Source organism: Streptomyces sp. NPDC005181 (genome assembly GCF_040608395.1).
GTDB lineage: Bacteria > Actinomycetota > Actinomycetes > Streptomycetales > Streptomycetaceae > Streptomyces.
Genome location: NZ_JBEXID010000008.1, coordinates 48,504 through 65,242 on the forward strand (window position 1 = coordinate 48,504; position 16,739 = coordinate 65,242).

The following is a 16,739-nucleotide window of genomic DNA, read 5'->3' on the forward strand; positions in this document are numbered from 1 at the left end:
GCGACGGTCCGCTGTGCAGGACGTGAAGCGGTGCGCTTTCCCCGTGCGATCTGCGCGTCCCGCCACCCGCCACCCGAGTGGTCTGCTGTGCTGGGGCCCATGCCCCGGATGATCGCTCGCAGCCGCACCGACAAGCACCGCTCCTCGACTCCGCTGGAACTCTTCTTCGACCTCTGCTTCGTTGTCGCCGTCGCCCAGGCGGGCGGCCGTCTCGTACATGCAGTCGCCGAGGGACATCCCGGCACCGGGATCGTCGGCTATCTGACCGTGTTCTTCGCGATCTGGTGGGCCTGGATGAACTTCTCCTGGTTCGCCTCCGCGTACGACACCGACGACACGCTCTACCGCCTGGTCACGTTCGTCCAGATCACCGGTGTGCTCATCCTCGCCGCCGGAGTGCCGCGCGCCTTCGACGACGGGGACTGGACGCTCGGCGTCATCGGCTACGTGGTGATGCGGCTCGCGCTGACCAGCCAGTGGCTGCGGGTGGCCCGCTGCACCGAGGGCGCGGAGCGCAGGGTCGCGCAGCGGTACGCCATCGGGATCGTCCTGGGCCAACTGGGCTGGATCGGCATGCTGTTCGTGCCTGTCGGCATGAACAGCACCCGTATCGCGGTCTTCGTGGTGCTCGCCCTGTGCGAGCTGTCGATTCCGGCCGTCGCCGAGCGCGACCGCGGGACGAGCTGGCATCCGCACCACATCGGCGAACGGTACGGCCTGTTCACCATCATCGTGCTCGGCGAGACGATCGCCGCGGCGACGGTCGCTGTCCAGGAGGCCGCCGACGAGCACAAGGCCCTCGGCGAACTGCTGCCGGTCGCCGCGGGCGGGCTGCTGATCGTCTTCGCCGCCTGGTGGATCTACTTCGCCGTGCCGATCCACGACTATCTCCGCGGCAGCAGGCAGGCGTTCGTCTGGGGATACGGCCACTACGCGATCTTCGGTTCCGCCGCCGCGATCGGCGCGGGCATCGAGGTCGCGGTGGAGCAGGCCACCGGAAAGGCCCACGTGTCGACGGCGGCCGCCTCGGCCGCCGTGACGGTCCCCGCAGCGATCTTCCTGCTGGCGGTGTGGCTGCTGCACGTCCGCCACTTCAAGCGCGACCGCGCGGAGCAACTGCCCCTCCCGCTGGCCTCGGTGGCGATCCTGGCGTGTACGTTCGCCGGGGAGTGGGCGGTCCTCGCGGCCGGTCTGGTGGCGGCCGCGGCCGTGGCGGCCGGGGTGGCACTGTCGCGGCGCCCGGCACCGGGCGGGCCGGCGTCCGCCTCCGTCCCGCCGACCCACGCGTGAGGAGCACCCGATGGCCGGACAGCACACAGGACAGGGCCCGGAACAGGGCGCGCCGCAGCCGCCGACCGCCCGCCCCGCGGCCGGGAGGGACGCGCTGACAGATGTCGCCGGGCTGCGGGTCGGTCATGCGCGGGTGCCCGGTGACGCCGCGCTGAGCGGCACCACCGTCGTCCTCGCCCCCGAGGGCGGCGCGGTCGCCGCCGTCGACGTGCGGGGCGGCGGCCCGGGCACCCGGGAGACGGACGCGCTCGACCCCCGCAATCTGGTGCAGCGCATCGACGCCGTCGTCCTGACGGGCGGCAGCGCGTACGGACTGGACGCGGCGTCCGGCGTGATGGCCTGGCTGGAGGAGCAGGGGCGGGGCGTGCGGGTCGGCCCCGATCCGTCGCAGGTGGTGCCGGTGGTCCCGGCCGCGTGCATCTTCGACCTGGGGCGGGGCGGCGACTGGCGGGCCCGCCCGGACGCCTCGACCGGCCGCGCCGCGGTGGAGGCCGCGGCGGGTACGGAGTCGGGGGCCCTGGTCGCGGAGGGCGGGGTCGGCGCCGGTACGGGAGCGGTCGCCGGTCAGCTCAAGGGTGGTGTGGGCACGGCGAGCGTGCGGCTGCCGTCGGGGATCACGGTCGGCGTACTGGTCGTGGTGAACGCGGCAGGTTCGGTGGTCGATCCGGTGACCGGGGTGCTGTACGGGGAGTACGGCGCCGCCGAACCGCCCGTACACCCCGCGGCGGAGGTCCACAGGGCCGCCGGGCGCCGACTGGCCGAAGCGCGGGACGCCGGCGGCAGCCCCCCGCTCAACACCACGCTCGCCGTCGTCGCCACGGACGCGGATCTCACCCGGGCGCAGGCGCAGAAGCTCGCGGGCACGGCGCACGACGGACTGGCGCGCGCCGTGCGTCCCGTACATCTGCTGAACGACGGGGACACGGTCTTCGCGCTCGCCACCGGCGAGCGGCCGCTGCCACCGGAGAACCCGATCGCGCTGAACGAACTCCTGGCGGCGGGCGCCGATGTGCTGACCCGCGCCGTCGTGAAGGCCGTACGGGCGGCCGAGAGCGTCGAGGCCCGCCGCCCCGGCGCGGGTACGTACCCCGCGTACAGCGATCTCTACGGCACCCGCTGACCGCCGACTCGCCATGCGCACAAGGAAGTTCGGACGAAACGCCAGGAACTATCTGCGTGTGCCGTACGTTTTCCGGAACCCCGGTCTCAATGTCAGACCCAGGGACTACGTTATGCACGCATCATGTAACGCGCGGCGACGGCCTGGAGACAGCACCTTGAGCGATCCGTACGAGACAACCGAGCAGCACCTCGAGCGACTCCTGCGACGGGCACTCAACTCTTTCGACCTGCCCGACTGCACGGTCGAGCGACTCGGCACGGCACTGGCCCACAGCAGTTCCCTGCACTCCTCGCACCACAGTTCCGTACTGCACCGCGAGACCTACCGGCATACCTTTCTGCTGGCCGACGGCTCGGCCCTGACCCTGTGGGAGCTGGTCCACGGCGGCGCCAGGGACGCGACGGGCGCCCGGTCCCGGACGCAGCCCGACCTCCAGCACCACGAGCTGTACGACGACGAGACCGACGCCCATCTCGCCGCCGCCCGGCTGGCCGGCGGCTTCTCCGACATGCCGGCGTTCGGTGACGACGGCCCGCAGGCGGACCTGGAGATACTCACGGTCCTGACGGCCGCGCCGCCGGCCCCCCCGCTGCCCCGGATGTACGCGCCGGACAACTCCGCGGACCACGCCCGCCGCGTGCTGCGCCGCGCGGAGAACGGCGACGTGCCGGGAGAGGAGACCGCGCGTCTGCTGCGGGCCGCCTTCGCCCACCACATCACGCAGATCTTCGGCCGGCAGTGCCAGGTCGACGGGCGGGACGCCGGTTTCACGCTGTACGAGCACGCGTTCCTGCTGCTCGACGGCAGCGAGACGAGCCTGTGGGAGGTCGAGCACACGGCGACGCCGGACGGCCGCCACATGTGCGAGGTGTACGGGGACGAGCAGACGGCGCGCGAGGCGATGGAGCACCGTACGCGCATCTGCTGACGGGCGACGGCGCTCACCCGCCGAAGCCCGCGAAACAGGCCCGCTCCTCTCCTGGCACGCAAAGGTGCCCGCACCCCCCGAGAGGTGCGGGCACCGAGCCGGCAGGCACGCGGCCGGCCGGCAGACACACTCAGCGCGTCAGCGCGGCCTCCTTGGCCACCTCGCCCGGCGTGGCGTCGGCGTCCTGGACATCCTCGTCCTCGCCGCCCTCCACGTGCTGCCGCGGTCGCGCCGGCAGCGCGAACATCACCAGGAAGATCAGCGCGAGCACCCCGGCCACCCACCACAGCGAGTGCTGGAACGCCTCGGCGAACGCCGGGCCCACCGCGTCCCGCGGCAGCCGGTCGCTGATCGACCCGAAGAAGACGACCGAGACGAGTCCGAGCCCCAGCGCGTAGCCCATCTGCTGCACGGTGTTGATCAGCCCGGACGCCGATCCGGAGTGCTCCTTCGGCACCTCGGACAGCACCGCGTCCGTCAGCGGGGCCACAATCAGCCCCATCCCGATCCCCATGACGACCAGCGGCGGAGCCATCTGCCAGGAGGTGATGCCCATGCCGTACCGGTCGGACTCCCAGATGTAGAGCAGCAGCCCGGCGACCATCAGCAGCGCGCCCGCCTGCAGGACCTTGCGGCCGAACCGGGGTACCAGCTTCTGTACGGAGATCCCGGCGGCGAACGAGACGGCAATCGAGAACGGAATACCGGTCGTGCCCGCCCGCAGCGCGCTCCAGCCGAGGCCGTACTGCATGTACAGCGTCCAGACCAGGAAGAAGATGCCGAGGCCGATTCCGAAGGTCAGCTGGACGGCGATGCCCGCCGCGAAGCTCCTGACCCGGAACAGCGAGAGCTCGACGAGCGGCGAACCGTCCTTGCATGCCTTCTCCCGCTCGAACAGCACCAGGGCCGCGAACACCAGGACACTGCCGGCCATCAACATGTACCCCCACAGAGGCCAGCCCAGTTCGCGCCCGCGGGTCAGCGGGTAGAGCAGCATCAGCAGTCCCAGCGTCACCAGTGCGACACCGACCAGGTCGAGGCGGAGCGCCTTCGGGGCCTTGGACTCCGTGATGAACTTCCGGCCCAGGACCAGTCCCGCGATGCCGACCGGCAGGTTGATCAGGAAGATCGGCCGCCACTCCAGGCCCGCGATGTTCCACTCGGTGAGCAGCGCACCCAGCAGCGGTCCCGAGACCGCGCCGAGGCCGACGATCGCACCGAAGAGACCGAAGACCTTGCCGCGCTCGTGCGCCGGGAACGTGGCGTGCACGATCGACAGCACCTGCGGGACCATCAGTGCGGCGGTGCCGCCCTGCAGGATGCGGGAGGCGACCAGCATCTCCGGGTTCGCGGCGAAGCCGCAGAGCGCGGAGGCCAGCGTGAAGCCGCCGATGCCGATGAGGAAGAGCCGCTTGCGACCGTAGATGTCGCCGAGCCGGCCGCCCGTGATCAGACCGGCCGCGAAAGCCAGGGCGTATCCGGCGGTGATCCACTGGATCGAGCTGAACGAGGCACCGGTGTCGCGCTTGATGCTCGGTATGGCGATGTTGACGATCGTGACGTCGACCAGGTCCATGAAGGCCGCGGTCATCACGATGGCGAGCGCGAACCACCGGCGCCGGTCCGACGGGTCCGAGGACACCGTGGGAGCGGCCGCCGTGGACGGCAGAGATACGGAAGAAGTCATATGAAGAAGTTAGAGGCCCATTAGGTCAGGTCATGACCCAATGGATGGGCATCCTGGATCCATGACCGACACCCCGGCACGACTGCTGAATCTGCTGTCGCTCCTCCAGACGCCGCGCGAGTGGCCGGGCAGCGAGCTCGCCGAGCGGCTCGACGTCAGCCCGCGCACCATCCGCCGCGACATCGACCGGCTCCGCGACCTCGGCTATCCGGTCGAGGCGTCGCGCGGCTCGGTCGGCGGATACCGCCTGGTCGCGGGCACCGCCATGCCCCCGCTGCTCCTGGACGACGAGGAGGCGGTGGCGATCGCGGTGGGGCTGCGGGCCGGGGCCGGGCATGCCATCGAGGGGGTCGACGAGGCGTCCGTGCGGGCCCTGGCGAAGCTGGAGCAGGTGCTGCCGTCCCGGCTGCGGCACCGGGTCTCGACCCTGCAGAACGCGACCATGCCGCTGACCCGCGGTGACGGTTCGACCATCGATCCGCACACGCTGACGGTGATGGCGGCGGCGGTCACCGGCCGGGAGCGGCTGCGGTTCGCGTACCGGGCGGGGGACGGCACCGAGACGAAGCGGCAGGTCGAGCCGTACCGCCTGGTGAGCACGGGGTGGCGTTGGTATCTCGTCGCGTACGACCTGGGGCGCGAGGCGTGGCGTACGTTCCGCGTCGACCGGGTGAGCGAGCCGTTCGCCACGGGGGCCCGCTTCACACCGCGCGAGCTGCCCACGGGAGACGCCGCGGCGTTCCTCAGCGGCTCCATCCGGCGCCGGCAGCCGGAGCTGGCGGTCGAGGTGAGCTTCGCGGCCCCGGCGGAATTCGTGTCCGCTCGGCTGCCTCCGGCGTTCGCCCCGCTGGAGCCGACCGGCGAGCACAGCTGCCGGCTGCGTGCGGTCATGGCGGACTCGCTGGAGTGGGTGGCGCTCCGACTGTCACTGGTCGACTGCGAGTTCACCGCGCACGAGCCACCGCAGCTGGTGGAGTTCCTGAGCGATCTGGGCGCCCGGCTGACGCGTGCGGCAGCACTCTCCTCACCCTGACGGCAAAGAAATGAGCCCCGGCGCCAGGGGGGGTGGGCGCCGGGACTCAGCTCATGGGGTCCGCACGAAGCGGCCTATATCGGAGGCTACTGGACTCGGGCTCACGCCGCAGCGTCAAAACCCGTGTCGTGGGCCATTCGCTTCAATTCGAGCAGCGCGTGCTTCTCGATCTGCCGGATCCGCTCGCGCGTCAGACCGTGCTGCTTGCCGACCTCGGTGAGAGTCCGCTCACGGCCGTCCTCGATGCCGTAGCGCATACGGATGATCGACGCGGTGCGGTTGTCGAGCTTGCCGATCAGGTCCTCCAGCTCCTCGCTGCGCAGCAGCGTCATCACGGACTGCTCGGGCGACACCGCGGAGGTGTCCTCCAGCAGATCGCCGAACTGGGTCTCGCCCTCGTCGTCCACGGACATGTTGAGGCTGACCGGGTCGCGGGCCCAGTCCAGGACGTCACCGACGCGCGTGGCCGTGGAGTCCAGCTCGGCGGCTATCTCCGCGTGATCGGGCTCGCGCCCGTGCTCACGGTTGAACTCGCGCTGGACACGGCGGATCCGGCCGAGCTCCTCCACCAGGTGGACGGGGAGCCGGATCGTACGGGACTGGTCGGCTATGGAGCGAGTGATGGCCTGACGGATCCACCACGTCGCATACGTGGAGAACTTGAAGCCCTTGGCGTAGTCGAACTTCTCGACCGCGCGCACCAGGCCCGCGTTCCCCTCCTGGATCAGGTCGAGCAGGGGCAGCCCTGCCCGCGGATAGCGGCGGGCGACAGCAACCACGAGTCGAAGGTTGGAACGGATGAAAACGTCCTTGGCGCGCTCGCCCTCGGCGACCAGCGCCTCCAGCTCCTCACGCGTCGCTCCACCGGCTTCGCTCTCCACCACACCGTCGAGAACCTGCCGGGCGAATACGCCCGCCTCGACGGCTTGCGACAGCTCGACCTCCTTGGCGGCGTCGAGCAGCGGCGTACGCGCGATCTCGTCCAGGTACATGCCGACCAGGTCGCGATCGGCGATTTCCCCGCCCACGGCGCGAACACTGCTTGCCCGGCTGCTCCCACCAGTGGTGGACGAACGACGGGCGACGGCACGGGTTGCCATGCGTGCTCCCTTGCTGAGTAGGTCGCGACACCCTCTCGGGTGCCCTGCATCCGATGGAAACAACGACTGGAATCCAGACAGAATTCCCACGTCCCGCATTCATTTTCGCGATCATGCAGTACCCTGTCGCGCCGAGACGGGAGGATTCATGCCGGAACTCCGCACAGAGCTGCAGGTCAGGCCGGGCGTCGCAGGCGATTTGGCGACGCTCACGGACATCTACAACCATTACGTACGCGAGACGGCGGTCACATTCGACACCGCCCCCTTCACACCCGAACAGCGGATGCCGTGGCTGCTCTCTCACCCTGAAGACGGCCCGCACCGCCTTCTGGTTGCTCAGGATGTCCGCATTGTCGGCTCCGCATCGGTACTGGGCTACGCGACCAGCAGCGCCTTCCGCCCCAAAACGGCGTATGCGACGTCGGTGGAGGTGAGTGTGTACTGCGCGCCACAAGCCGCCGGCCAGGGCATCGGCACACTCCTGTACGAGTCGCTCTTCGCCGCGCTCGCCGACGAGGATCTGCACCGCGCGTACGCGGGCATCGCCCTGCCCAACAACCCCTCGGTCCGGCTGCACGAGCGTTTCGGCTTCCGCCACGTCGGTACGAACTCCGCGGTGGGCCGGAAGTTCGGCAGGTACTGGGACGTGGGCTGGTACGAGAAGCACCTGGGACCGGAGGCCTAGGACCCGGCGGTCGCGGCGTAGGTCCGCAGCCCGTTACGAGCGGCGGGCCCCGCGCCTAGCGTGTTCCGGCATGACGGACACGACAGGCAGGACAGACTCCATAGGCGGACCGGGCACGGTGCCGGTCGACCCCACCGGCACACTCGACGAGGCGCTGGACCGGCTCCACGCCGCGGGTCCCGAGCGGAACGGCTGGCTGAGCAATCACGGCCCGATGGCCGTCGAGGCGCTCGTACGGCACGGCCAGGCACCGGCCGTCCACCGTTGGCTCGACCACTACAGCCACAAGCTGGAGGACATGCCGGCCCCCGCGACCCGGATCACCGCGGAGAACTGGCACGAGGCCCTGGGCGACCCGCGCAGGATCGCCGACTGGACGATGTACTTCGAGCAGGAGACGGCCGGACGCCCCTGGCAGGAGGTCCTCACCGAATGGTGGCCGCGGCTGCTGCCGGGCATCGCCGCGGGCGCCACCCACCCCGTGATCCGGGTCGGCCACGCCGTGCGCACCCTGCTCGGCGGTGGAGCGACCGCGCCCCGGATCACCGAGCTCGCGCACGGCCTCGGCTACTGGGCCGCCCGCCACCAGCTGCTGCCCGCGCTGAACCCACCGGCCTCGCTCGTGCCCGCGACGAGTGCCGCGACCGCGCTGGACGCCGTACCGCCGGTGGCCGACCGGAGCGGCGGCATCCGCGACCGGCTGGCGCAGCTCATCGCGTTCCCGCTGTGGCCGCAGCAGTTCGCGGACGACCCGGACGTGGCGCGCGCCCGGCTGGCGGAGCTGGTCAGGGCCGCGACCCACCGCTACGCCACCCACGGCCATGGCGCACCGATCATGCTGGTGCACGCCGCGACCGCACCCAACGCCGTGCTGCGTACGCTGCCCGCCCTCCCCCGTGACCTGTGGCCCCAGAGCCTGGCCGCAGCCTGGGCCGCGAGCGCCGCGGTCACCGCCGCGTACAGCCCGGCCGACCCCGTCCCGTACACCGCATCACCGTCGGCAATCTCCGCGGACGAGATCTTCGCGCGGGCGGCGGCACACGGCGACGACCACACGATCAAGTTCACCGACACCGCGCTGGACGTCGGCGACACGACGGCCCTGGCCGCCGCGCTCCGCTCGATCGAATTGAACCCGCCGGCCCTCTGACCACTCAGCCGAACTGCACCGACCGCTTCGCGAGCCCCATCCAGAACCCGTCGATGACGCTGCGCCCCTGGTCGAGCTCACCCTCCGAGGCGCCCAGCGTCACGAAGAGCGGCGCGAAGTGCTCGGTGCGCGGATGGGCCAGCCGGCCGGCCGGGGACTTGTGCTCGAAGTCGAGCAGCGCGTCGATGTCCTGCGCCTGCAGCGCCCGGTGTCCCCAGTCGTCGAACTCCACCGACCAGCCGGGGTTGCCGCCGCCCGCATGCCGCAGCGCGGCGAGGTTGTGGGTGAAGAAACCGCTGCCGACGATCAATACGCCCTCGTCGCGCAGCGGTGCGAGCTTGCGTCCGATGTCCATCAGCTTCTGCGGGTCCAGCGTCGGCATGGAGATCTGGAGTACGGGGATGTCGGCGCCCGGGAACATCTCCACCAGCGGGACGTACGCCCCGTGGTCGAGCCCGCGGTCCGGGATGTCCTGGACCGGCGTACCGGCGCCGCGCAGCAGCTTGCGTACGTTCTCCGCCAGCTGCGGGGCTCCCGGGGCCGCGTACCGCACCCGGTAGTAGTGCTCGGGGAAGCCCCAGAAGTCGTAGACGAGCGGAACGGTCCCGGTCGCGCCCAGGGCGAGCGGGGCCTCCTCCCAGTGGGCGGAGACCATGAGGATCGCGGCGGGGCGGGGCAACCCGGCGGACCACGCGGCCAGCTGGCCGGGCCAGACCGGGTCGTCGGCCAGCGGCGGCGCACCGTGGGAGAGATAGAGGGCGGGCATGCGCTCCGCGGTGACAGTCATGACACTCCCCATCCACTACTACTGACGACACGTCTTCTGCGGAGGTCCTCGAAGTCCCGAAGCGAAGTTTCTTGAAGCTTCAAGTTCCTGGCCACAGAGACCTTAGCTCCATCTAGTTCAACTTTCAAGAAAAGGTCGTACAGTGGAGCACATGACCACGGCATCCACCGGCGGGGCCCGCTGGCTCTCCGACGAAGAACAGAGCGTCTGGCGCGCGTATCTCCACGCCACCACGCTCCTGGAGGACCACCTCGACCGCCAGCTGCAGCGCGACGCCGGCATGCCGCACATCTACTACGGGCTGCTCGTCCAGCTCGCCCAGGCACCCCGGCGCCAGATGCGGATGACCCAGCTGGCCAAGGACGTCAAGATCACCCGCTCCCGGCTCTCGCACGCCGTCGCCCGGCTGGAACGGAACGGCTGGCTGCGGCGCGAGGACTGCCCGTCCGACAAGCGCGGGCAGAACGCGGTCCTCACCGACGAGGGTTACGAGATGCTCCACCGATCCGCGCCGGGTCATGTCCGTGCCGTACGCCAGGCGATGTTCGACCGGCTCACGCCGGAGCAGGTGCGCTCGTTCGGCGAGATCATGCAGGTCATCGCTACCGGCCTGGAGCCGGACGGCACGGACGCGGATCTGCCCTGGCTGCGCTAGGGATGTCCTGGCGGCCACGCTCCGCCGGACACCCCCGGGCCCGCCCCGCCGACCCACCGCCTACCGACGCGGGTCTGCCCCGGCTCCGCCGAGCGGAACCGGGGCAGACCCATGTTCACGTCACTTCAGTGACTCCACGCCGCGCATCCCGCGTCAGTGTGCGACTACCGGAACCTTGAACTCGTCCTCGACCCCGTCGGCATCCCCCGAGCCGGAGCCCGAGGTCACCGCGGTCAGCGAAGGACGTCCGGCGTTGATGAACGTCACCGCGATCGCGGACGCCACCACGAGGATGCCGACCGCCCACCAGATGGCTCCGGTGAATCCGTGCACCAGCGACTGCATCTTCAGCAGCTGCGGATCGGTGGCGCCGAGCGCGGCGTGCGAGGTGGCGTACGCCGTCGCTGCCGAGGCGGCGACGGTGTTCAGCAGCGCGGTACCGATCGCGCCGCCGACCTGCTGCGAGGTGTTGACCATCGCGGATGCCACGCCCGAGTCCCGCGGCTCGACACCGTGCGTGGCCAGCGACATGGCCGGCATGAATGCCGTGCCCATGCCCAGACCCAGCAGGAGCTCCGCCGGGAGGATGAGCGCCGTGTACGAGGAGTCGAGCTGCAGCTGCGTCAGCAGCAGCATGCCCACGGCGGCGGTGAGGAAGCCCGGACCCATCAGCCTGCGGGCCGGGACGCGCGTCATCAGCCGAGCGCCGATCTGCGTCGAACCAGTGATCATGCCCGCGATCATCGGGAGGAAGGCGAAGCCCGTCCTGATCGGCGAGTAGCCCCTGACGACCTGCAGGTAGTACGTCAGGAAGAGGAACAGCCCGAACATCGCGATGATGGCCAGTCCCAGCGAGAGGTAGACGCCACCGCGGTTGCGGTCCATCACCACGCGCAGCGGCAGCAGCGGCGACTTGACCCTGGCCTCGGTCAGGACGAACGACAGGAGCAGCGCACCGGACGCGACGAACATGCCGATGGTCAGCGGGTCCGACCAGCCGGCGGACTCGGCGCGGGTGAATCCGTACACCAGCGAGACCAGGCCCAGCGCGGAGAGCACCACACCCGGGATGTCGAGCGACGAGCGGTTACGGCTGCCGGCCGGCTCACGGATCACGAAGTACGCACCCGCAGCCGCGACGATGGCGAACGGGATGTTGACGAAGAAGGTCCAGCGCCAGTTCAGCGTCTGGGTGAGCAACCCGCCGAGGATCAGGCCGACGGCGCCACCGCCACCGGCGATCGCCCCGAAGATACCGAACGCCTTGGCGCGCTCCTTGGCGTCGGTGAACGTCACAGCGAGCAGCGAGAGCGCGGCCGGGGCGAGCAGGGCGCCGAAGACACCCTGGAGCGCACGCGAGCCGAACAGCATGCCCTGGTTCTGGGCCGCGCCACCGAGCGCGGAGGCCAGCGCGAAGCCGATCAGACCGACGACGAAGGTGCGCTTACGGCCCCAAAGGTCGGCGATCCGGCCACCGAAGAGCAGCAGGCCGCCGAAGGCGAGGGCGTAGGCCGTGATGACCCACTGCTTGTTGGCATCGGTGATGCCCAGGGCCGTCTGCGCGTGCGGCAGCGCGATATTCACGATCGTGGCATCGAGCACGACCATCAGCTGCGCGAGCGCGATGAAGGACAGCGCTTTCCAGCGACTGGGGTCAGGGAGTCGGATATCAGCTGTTTTTGACATGGGAGAAGCCACCTAAGGACGCGCGTGGACGCGAAGGGTCATGAACCGTGACCGTGACCGTGAACGTGAACCGTCCCGGCCGGTGAACGGTGAGGGTGAAAGGTGCGAAGGGAGAGAGCTGGAAGAAGTGGCAGTGGACGTGAGGTCAGTCGTGAGGCGGGGATGGTGCGGGCGCGTCGGACACGCAGCCGGACAGCGTCTGCTTCAGCAGCCCGGCGCGGGCCTCATTGCCGGCGCCGCAGATCCTCCAAGGTTGCCGCCGTACCGGGAAGTTCGGACCGGGCCGGAGCCTCGAGGCCGTCCAGGAACAGCTGGAGATGACGGTGGGTGAACCGGTCGATGTCCAGGCACGCGGTGCCTGGCAACGGCCGGGTGAGCTGGAAGAGGCCGACCAGTACGTCACCGACGGCGATGTCGGTGCGCAGGCGCCCCGCGGACCTGGCGCGCGCCACGAGCCCTCCGACGGCCTCTTCGAGGCGGCGACGCTCGGCGAGCAGTTCGGGGTGGCACTTGTCGAAACCGCCGGACAGCATCGGGCAGAGCGCCCCGATGCGTTCGTCGGCTGCCGCGTGAACGAAGCGGCTGAGCGCAGCGAAGGGGTCGGCCTCCTCGGCCACCGCCTCCTCCGCACGGCCGGTGATGCGGGAGGTGACCGCGAGGACGACCTCATGGGTCAGCGCGGCCCGGTCGGGAAAGTTCCGGTAGAGCGTGGCGTTGCCGACGCCTGCACGGCGGGCGACCTCGTCGAGCGGCACGTCCGGCCCGAACTCGACGAACATCTCGCGCGCCGCCGCCACGATCCGCTCCCGGTTGCGCAGCGCGTCCGCCCGCGGGCGGGGCGTGCGGCGCGGCGCCGTCCCGGTGTCGGTCTCGGCGGCGATGCTCACGACGGTATCCACGACGGCAGTCCTTCCCTTCCGGCTCTTGCTGGCTCTTGCCGGCTCTTGCTGGCTCTTGCCGGCTCTTGCCGGCTCTTGCGGCGACCCCGATTGCGTACAACCGGGGAACACCTCCCCGCTTATGGGGACACGGGTTCAAACGGGGAATGGGTCCCCGGTTATTTCCCACCTTTGATGTGACCTGAGTCACATCGATCGAACAGGGAAATCCACCGATCGGCGCACCCAACGCGCGGCCGCGCACCGCCCGCCAGAAGGTGATCAGCAGAGCGCAGTCAGGCCGGCCTGCTGCCGCGGACCCCCGGAAGGCGACTCTATGCAGCAGCCCCGCCACCGGATACGCAGCCGCCGCCACACCCTCGCACTCGCTGGAGCAACCACCCTTGTCATCGCCGCCACAGCCTCGGCCAGCAGCACGCTCCCGCTCTCCGGTCACACCTCCGCCGGACCGGTGGCCACCGGGGAGGCGGCGGGGCTCGGCCCGTGCCGGATAACCGCGACGATGGGCGTACAGATGTCGGAGGGCATGCCGACGCCGGCCGGCTACTCCCGGTCCACGGGCGAGGTGCACGCACTCAACCTGATGATCGACTTCCCGGACGCGCCGGGACAGGGGTCGGCGATGGGCCGGCTCGCCGAGTTCTTCCCGCAGACCACCGCCTGGTTCCGCACCAGTTCGTACGGCCGGCTCATCTACCGGCCCGAAGCCCCTGTGAGGAACTGGCTGCGAATGCCGCTGCCGTTCTCGGCGTACGGGATAGACCGCGGCTCACCGTACGAACCGGGCTACCGCCATCTGGTGCAGGACATCGTGGCCACCGCCGACCAGAAGGTGGACTTCCGCGAATTCGACCTGGTCAATGTCCTGGTCACACCGAACGCCGGCCCCTCCGCACTGGACACCGTCCTGTCCGTGACCTTCTCCGGCAACGACGACGCCCCGCTCGCGGACGGCGTCCCGCTCGCCAACACATCCTTCATCTACAGCCGCCAGGACGACGGCTCCGGGTCGTACGCACAGAACGGCTACCGCGTCCTGCCGCACGAGAACGGCCATGTCTTCGGCCTGCCCGACCTCTACACCATGGCGGGCGGCAGCTCGGTCGGGCACTGGGACATCATGTCCGAGGACTGGGGGGCCAACAACGATCTGCTCGGCTGGCACAAGTGGAAGCTCGGCTGGCTCGACAACAATCAGATCAGCTGCGCCTCCAAACGCGGCACCACCGACCGCATCCTCGGGCCGCTGGCCACCCGGGGCGGGGTGAAACTGGCCTTCGTGCCGCTGAGCGCGGAGTCGGGCTACGCGGTGGAGGTACGGACCCAGGCGGGCAACGACCGGGCGGTCTGCAGGCCCGGCGTACTGATCTACAAGGTGAGCTCCGACGTGGACACCGGCCAGGGGCCGGTCTCCGTCGCGGACAGCACGAAGGGCAGCGGGGGCTGCACACGGTCTCCCAATGTGCACGCCGAACTCTCCGACGCCCCGTTCCGGCCCGGCGAGACATTCGCCGACCGGAGGGACGGGATACGCATATCGGTGGTCGACAAGGACTCCAAGGGCAACTACCGGGTCCGCATCACCCGCTCCTGATCACGCCCCTCCCCCTACCCGCTCCTCTTCCCCCTCCCCCGCACCTCGTCGTCGACCGGCCCGCGCAGCTCACGCTTGAGGATCTTCCCGGTCGGGTTCCGCGGCAGCGGTTCTTCGCGTACGAGGATATGGGCCGGGACCTTGAACGCGGCCAGGGTCCGCCCGACGTGCGCCCGCAGCCCGTCGGCCGTGACGGTGGCGCCGGGCCGCAGCCGGACGACCGCGGCAACCTCCTCGCCGAGGACCGGGTGCGCCACGCCCAGTACCGCCGCGTCCTCGACGTCCGGGTGATCGTGGAGCACGGCCTCGACCTCCACGCAGTACACGTTCTCACCGCCGCGGATCACCATGTCCGTGAGCCGGTCCACGACACTGACCCGCCCGTCACGCACCAGCGCGAGATCGCCGGTCCGGAACCATCCGTCCGCGAACGCCTCGGCCGTCGCCGCCTCGTTGTGCCAGTAACCGCGGACCAGCGACTGGCCGCGCAGCCACAGCTCGCCGACCTCGCCCTCGGGCAGTGCCTCACCCGCCGGTCCGGCGATCCGCACCTCGGTGGTGGGGGTCGGCCGGCCGACGCTGTCCGGGTGCAGCCGGTAGTCCGCGCCGAAGTTCGCCAGGACGCCGCCGCTGGTCTCGGTCAGGCCGTAGCCGTTGCGCGGCTCGATCCGCTCGCCGTAGCGGGCGGTGAGCTGCGCAACCAGGTCGGGCGGGGCGGCGGCCCCGCCGGTGTTCAGCATCTGGAGGCTCGCCAGCTCGTCGCCCGCCCGCGCGGCGGCGGCGAGCAGCTCGAGGGCAGTGGCAGGGACGCCTGCGTAGTGCGTGACACCGTGCTCGCCGATCAGCCGCAGCGCCTCCTCGTCGTCCCACTTCCGCATGAGCACGAGCGCACCACCCGCCGCCATCGCCGCGTAGAAACTGGTGAACGCGGCGACATGGAAGAACGGAAAGGTCATCAGGGTGACCGGTGCGGGCCCCTGTCCCGGGATGATCCCGCGGCGGAGCGCGGAGGCGGTCGCGTAGAACCGCGGGTTGAGTGCGGCGCCCACCTGGGCTAGATGGGTGGCTACGGCGCCCTTGGGCCGTCCGGTGGTGCCCGAGGTGTAGATGATCGTCGCATCGTCCTCGGGGCGGATCTCGACCTCGGGCGGTGCGGCGAGCGGGTCGGGCGCGGGCAGGTCCTCGTATCGCTCGGCCCCCTGCGGAACCTCTCCGTCCCGGTGGTGGAAGACGACCACGCGTGCCTCGGCCTTCTCCGCCCAGGCAAAGACCCGCGGCAGCCGCTCCCCGTCGACCAGCAGCACCCGCGGTCCGCAGTCGTCGAGCGCGTACGTGAACTCGTCCTCGGTCCACCAGGCGTTGAGCGGCACGGCGACGAGACCGGCCAGCTGTGCGGCCCAGAAGGCGATCTGCCACTCGGGGTGGTTGCGCATCGCGACGACGGCCCGGTCGCCGGGGCGGAGCCCGTACACCTCGGTCAGCCGGCACGCCAGCGCGGACGCGGCGGCGAAGAACTCCGCATACGAGTAGCTGCGCTCGGCGGCGATCAGGAACGGCTGGTCCCCGAAGGCCCAGGTGGTCTCCACGAATTCGCGGAGAGTCCTGGGCCCGTCCGCGTACACGAGCGCCCCGGCCTGCGGGCCGTCCTGCAACCGCACGACGGCGAACGGGGCTCCGGGTCCGGTCAGCGCTGCCTCGATGCGGGCGGCGGCGGACGGGGCACCGGCGCCGGGGGCCGGGCCGGCGGGGGGCGGGTCGGTGTGCGGCACGAACGACCTCTCTAAGCGCTTGCTCAGTACTTTCGTGACGCTATGCCCGCCTCCACGCCCCGTCAAGACACCCCGCTCCCCACACCCTGCGTGCACCCGGCATCACCTTCACCGATGCCCGACCGCCTGCCTCCCTCGCCCCTGCACCTCATCCGCTACCCTGTGTCCTGGACTGCCGTCAGCGGCAGATCCCCCGCCTTCGTAGCTCAGGGGATAGAGCACCGCTCTCCTAAAGCGGGTGTCGCAGGTTCGAATCCTGCCGGGGGCACCATGCCTGACCAGGCACGCAACACCAGAAAGGCCCCTCGGAGTTGAGCTCCGAGGGGCCTTTTGGGCTTCAAGGGGAACGA

At 70.5% G+C, this 16,739-nt stretch carries 14 protein-coding genes and 1 tRNA gene; 9 read left to right on the forward strand and 6 right to left on the reverse strand.

The window, feature by feature from the left end:
- Positions 1-99 precede the first annotated feature (99 nt).
- The 3 genes from ABZV38_RS08035 to ABZV38_RS08045 all read left to right on the forward strand — a co-directional run bounded on the left by ABZV38_RS08035 (position 100) and on the right by ABZV38_RS08045 (position 3,341).
- Positions 100-1,290: a low temperature requirement protein A gene (locus ABZV38_RS08035; RefSeq protein WP_356325744.1), complete on the forward strand. Its 1,191-nt coding sequence runs from the start codon at positions 100-102 to the stop codon at positions 1,288-1,290.
- A gap of 10 nt (positions 1,291-1,300) precedes the next feature.
- On the forward strand, positions 1,301-2,410 hold the full coding sequence (locus ABZV38_RS08040; RefSeq protein ID WP_356325746.1) for a P1 family peptidase: 1,110 nt from the start codon (positions 1,301-1,303) through the stop codon (positions 2,408-2,410).
- Positions 2,411-2,567: 157 nt separating this feature from the next.
- Positions 2,568-3,341 (forward strand): DUF6227 family protein, encoded by a 774-nt coding sequence (locus ABZV38_RS08045; RefSeq protein WP_356325748.1) that lies wholly within the window; start codon positions 2,568-2,570, stop codon positions 3,339-3,341.
- Between the two features lie 130 nt (positions 3,342-3,471).
- Here the strand turns inward: ABZV38_RS08045 and ABZV38_RS08050 are convergent, their stop codons facing one another.
- Positions 3,472-5,028, reverse strand: coding sequence for an MFS transporter (locus tag ABZV38_RS08050; RefSeq protein WP_356325750.1), 1,557 nt, complete (start codon positions 5,026-5,028; stop codon positions 3,472-3,474).
- Positions 5,029-5,089: 61 nt separating this feature from the next.
- Here ABZV38_RS08050 and ABZV38_RS08055 point away from each other — a divergent pair, with 61 nt between their 5' ends.
- On the forward strand, positions 5,090-6,061 hold the full coding sequence (locus ABZV38_RS08055; RefSeq protein WP_356325752.1) for a transcriptional regulator: 972 nt from the start codon (positions 5,090-5,092) through the stop codon (positions 6,059-6,061).
- Between the two features lie 101 nt (positions 6,062-6,162).
- Here ABZV38_RS08055 and ABZV38_RS08060 read toward each other — a convergent pair whose 3' ends face one another.
- Entirely contained in the window at positions 6,163-7,161 is a 999-nt protein-coding gene (locus ABZV38_RS08060; protein ID WP_356325753.1) for a sigma-70 family RNA polymerase sigma factor, read from the reverse strand.
- A 148-nt stretch (positions 7,162-7,309) separates the two neighbouring features.
- Between ABZV38_RS08060 and ABZV38_RS08065 the strand changes: the two genes are divergently transcribed.
- Both ABZV38_RS08065 and ABZV38_RS08070 read left to right on the forward strand, forming a co-directional pair.
- Positions 7,310-7,849 carry an N-acetyltransferase family protein gene (locus ABZV38_RS08065; protein ID WP_356325755.1) on the forward strand — a complete coding sequence of 180 codons (540 nt, stop codon included), beginning with the start codon at positions 7,310-7,312 and terminating at the stop codon, positions 7,847-7,849.
- Positions 7,850-7,919: 70 nt separating this feature from the next.
- Positions 7,920-8,999 (forward strand): questin oxidase family protein, encoded by a 1,080-nt coding sequence (locus tag ABZV38_RS08070; protein ID WP_356325757.1) that lies wholly within the window; start codon positions 7,920-7,922, stop codon positions 8,997-8,999.
- Positions 9,000-9,003: 4 nt separating this feature from the next.
- Here ABZV38_RS08070 and ABZV38_RS08075 read toward each other — a convergent pair whose 3' ends face one another.
- Entirely contained in the window at positions 9,004-9,786 is a 783-nt protein-coding gene (locus ABZV38_RS08075; RefSeq protein WP_356325759.1) for a class III extradiol ring-cleavage dioxygenase, read from the reverse strand.
- Positions 9,787-9,928: 142 nt separating this feature from the next.
- Between ABZV38_RS08075 and ABZV38_RS08080 the strand changes: the two genes are divergently transcribed.
- Positions 9,929-10,441 (forward strand): MarR family transcriptional regulator, encoded by a 513-nt coding sequence (locus ABZV38_RS08080; protein ID WP_356325761.1) that lies wholly within the window; start codon positions 9,929-9,931, stop codon positions 10,439-10,441.
- Between the two features lie 153 nt (positions 10,442-10,594).
- On the opposite strand, the gene ABZV38_RS08085 is transcribed toward ABZV38_RS08080, so the two are convergent.
- Complete coding sequence (locus ABZV38_RS08085) at positions 10,595-12,127, reverse strand: MFS transporter (RefSeq protein ID WP_356325763.1); 1,533 nt, start codon at positions 12,125-12,127, stop codon at positions 10,595-10,597.
- Between the two features lie 224 nt (positions 12,128-12,351).
- A complete protein-coding gene (locus ABZV38_RS08090; protein ID WP_356326072.1) occupies positions 12,352-13,014 on the reverse strand; it encodes a helix-turn-helix domain-containing protein in 663 nt (220 codons plus the stop codon).
- A 328-nt stretch (positions 13,015-13,342) separates the two neighbouring features.
- Here ABZV38_RS08090 and ABZV38_RS08095 point away from each other — a divergent pair, with 328 nt between their 5' ends.
- Complete coding sequence (locus ABZV38_RS08095) at positions 13,343-14,620, forward strand: M6 family metalloprotease domain-containing protein (RefSeq protein ID WP_356325765.1); 1,278 nt, start codon at positions 13,343-13,345, stop codon at positions 14,618-14,620.
- Between the two features lie 14 nt (positions 14,621-14,634).
- Here the strand turns inward: ABZV38_RS08095 and ABZV38_RS08100 are convergent, their stop codons facing one another.
- Positions 14,635-16,389, reverse strand: coding sequence for a class I adenylate-forming enzyme family protein (locus ABZV38_RS08100; RefSeq protein WP_356325767.1), 1,755 nt, complete (start codon positions 16,387-16,389; stop codon positions 14,635-14,637).
- 195 nt (positions 16,390-16,584) lie between these two features.
- On the opposite strand from ABZV38_RS08100, the gene ABZV38_RS08105 reads away from it, so the two are divergent.
- A tRNA-Arg gene (locus tag ABZV38_RS08105) sits at positions 16,585-16,660 on the forward strand.
- Positions 16,661-16,739: the final 79 nt, after the last annotated feature.

Bases quoted from the DNA above. Each gene is read 5' to 3' on its own strand.
- ABZV38_RS08035 (WP_356325744.1), top strand. From the start codon at position 100: ATGCCCCGGATGATCGCTCGCAGCCGCACCGACAAGCACCGCTCCTCG.
- ABZV38_RS08040 (WP_356325746.1), top strand. From the start codon at position 1,301: ATGGCCGGACAGCACACAGGACAGGGCCCGGAACAGGGCGCGCCGCAG.
- ABZV38_RS08050 (WP_356325750.1), bottom strand. From the start codon at position 5,028: ATGACTTCTTCCGTATCTCTGCCGTCCACGGCGGCCGCTCCCACGGTG.
- ABZV38_RS08055 (WP_356325752.1), top strand. From the start codon at position 5,090: ATGACCGACACCCCGGCACGACTGCTGAATCTGCTGTCGCTCCTCCAG.
- ABZV38_RS08060 (WP_356325753.1), bottom strand. From the start codon at position 7,161: ATGGCAACCCGTGCCGTCGCCCGTCGTTCGTCCACCACTGGTGGGAGC.
- ABZV38_RS08065 (WP_356325755.1), top strand. From the start codon at position 7,310: ATGCCGGAACTCCGCACAGAGCTGCAGGTCAGGCCGGGCGTCGCAGGC.
- ABZV38_RS08070 (WP_356325757.1), top strand. From the start codon at position 7,920: ATGACGGACACGACAGGCAGGACAGACTCCATAGGCGGACCGGGCACG.
- ABZV38_RS08075 (WP_356325759.1), bottom strand. From the start codon at position 9,786: ATGACTGTCACCGCGGAGCGCATGCCCGCCCTCTATCTCTCCCACGGT.
- ABZV38_RS08085 (WP_356325763.1), bottom strand. From the start codon at position 12,127: ATGTCAAAAACAGCTGATATCCGACTCCCTGACCCCAGTCGCTGGAAA.
- ABZV38_RS08095 (WP_356325765.1), top strand. From the start codon at position 13,343: ATGCAGCAGCCCCGCCACCGGATACGCAGCCGCCGCCACACCCTCGCA.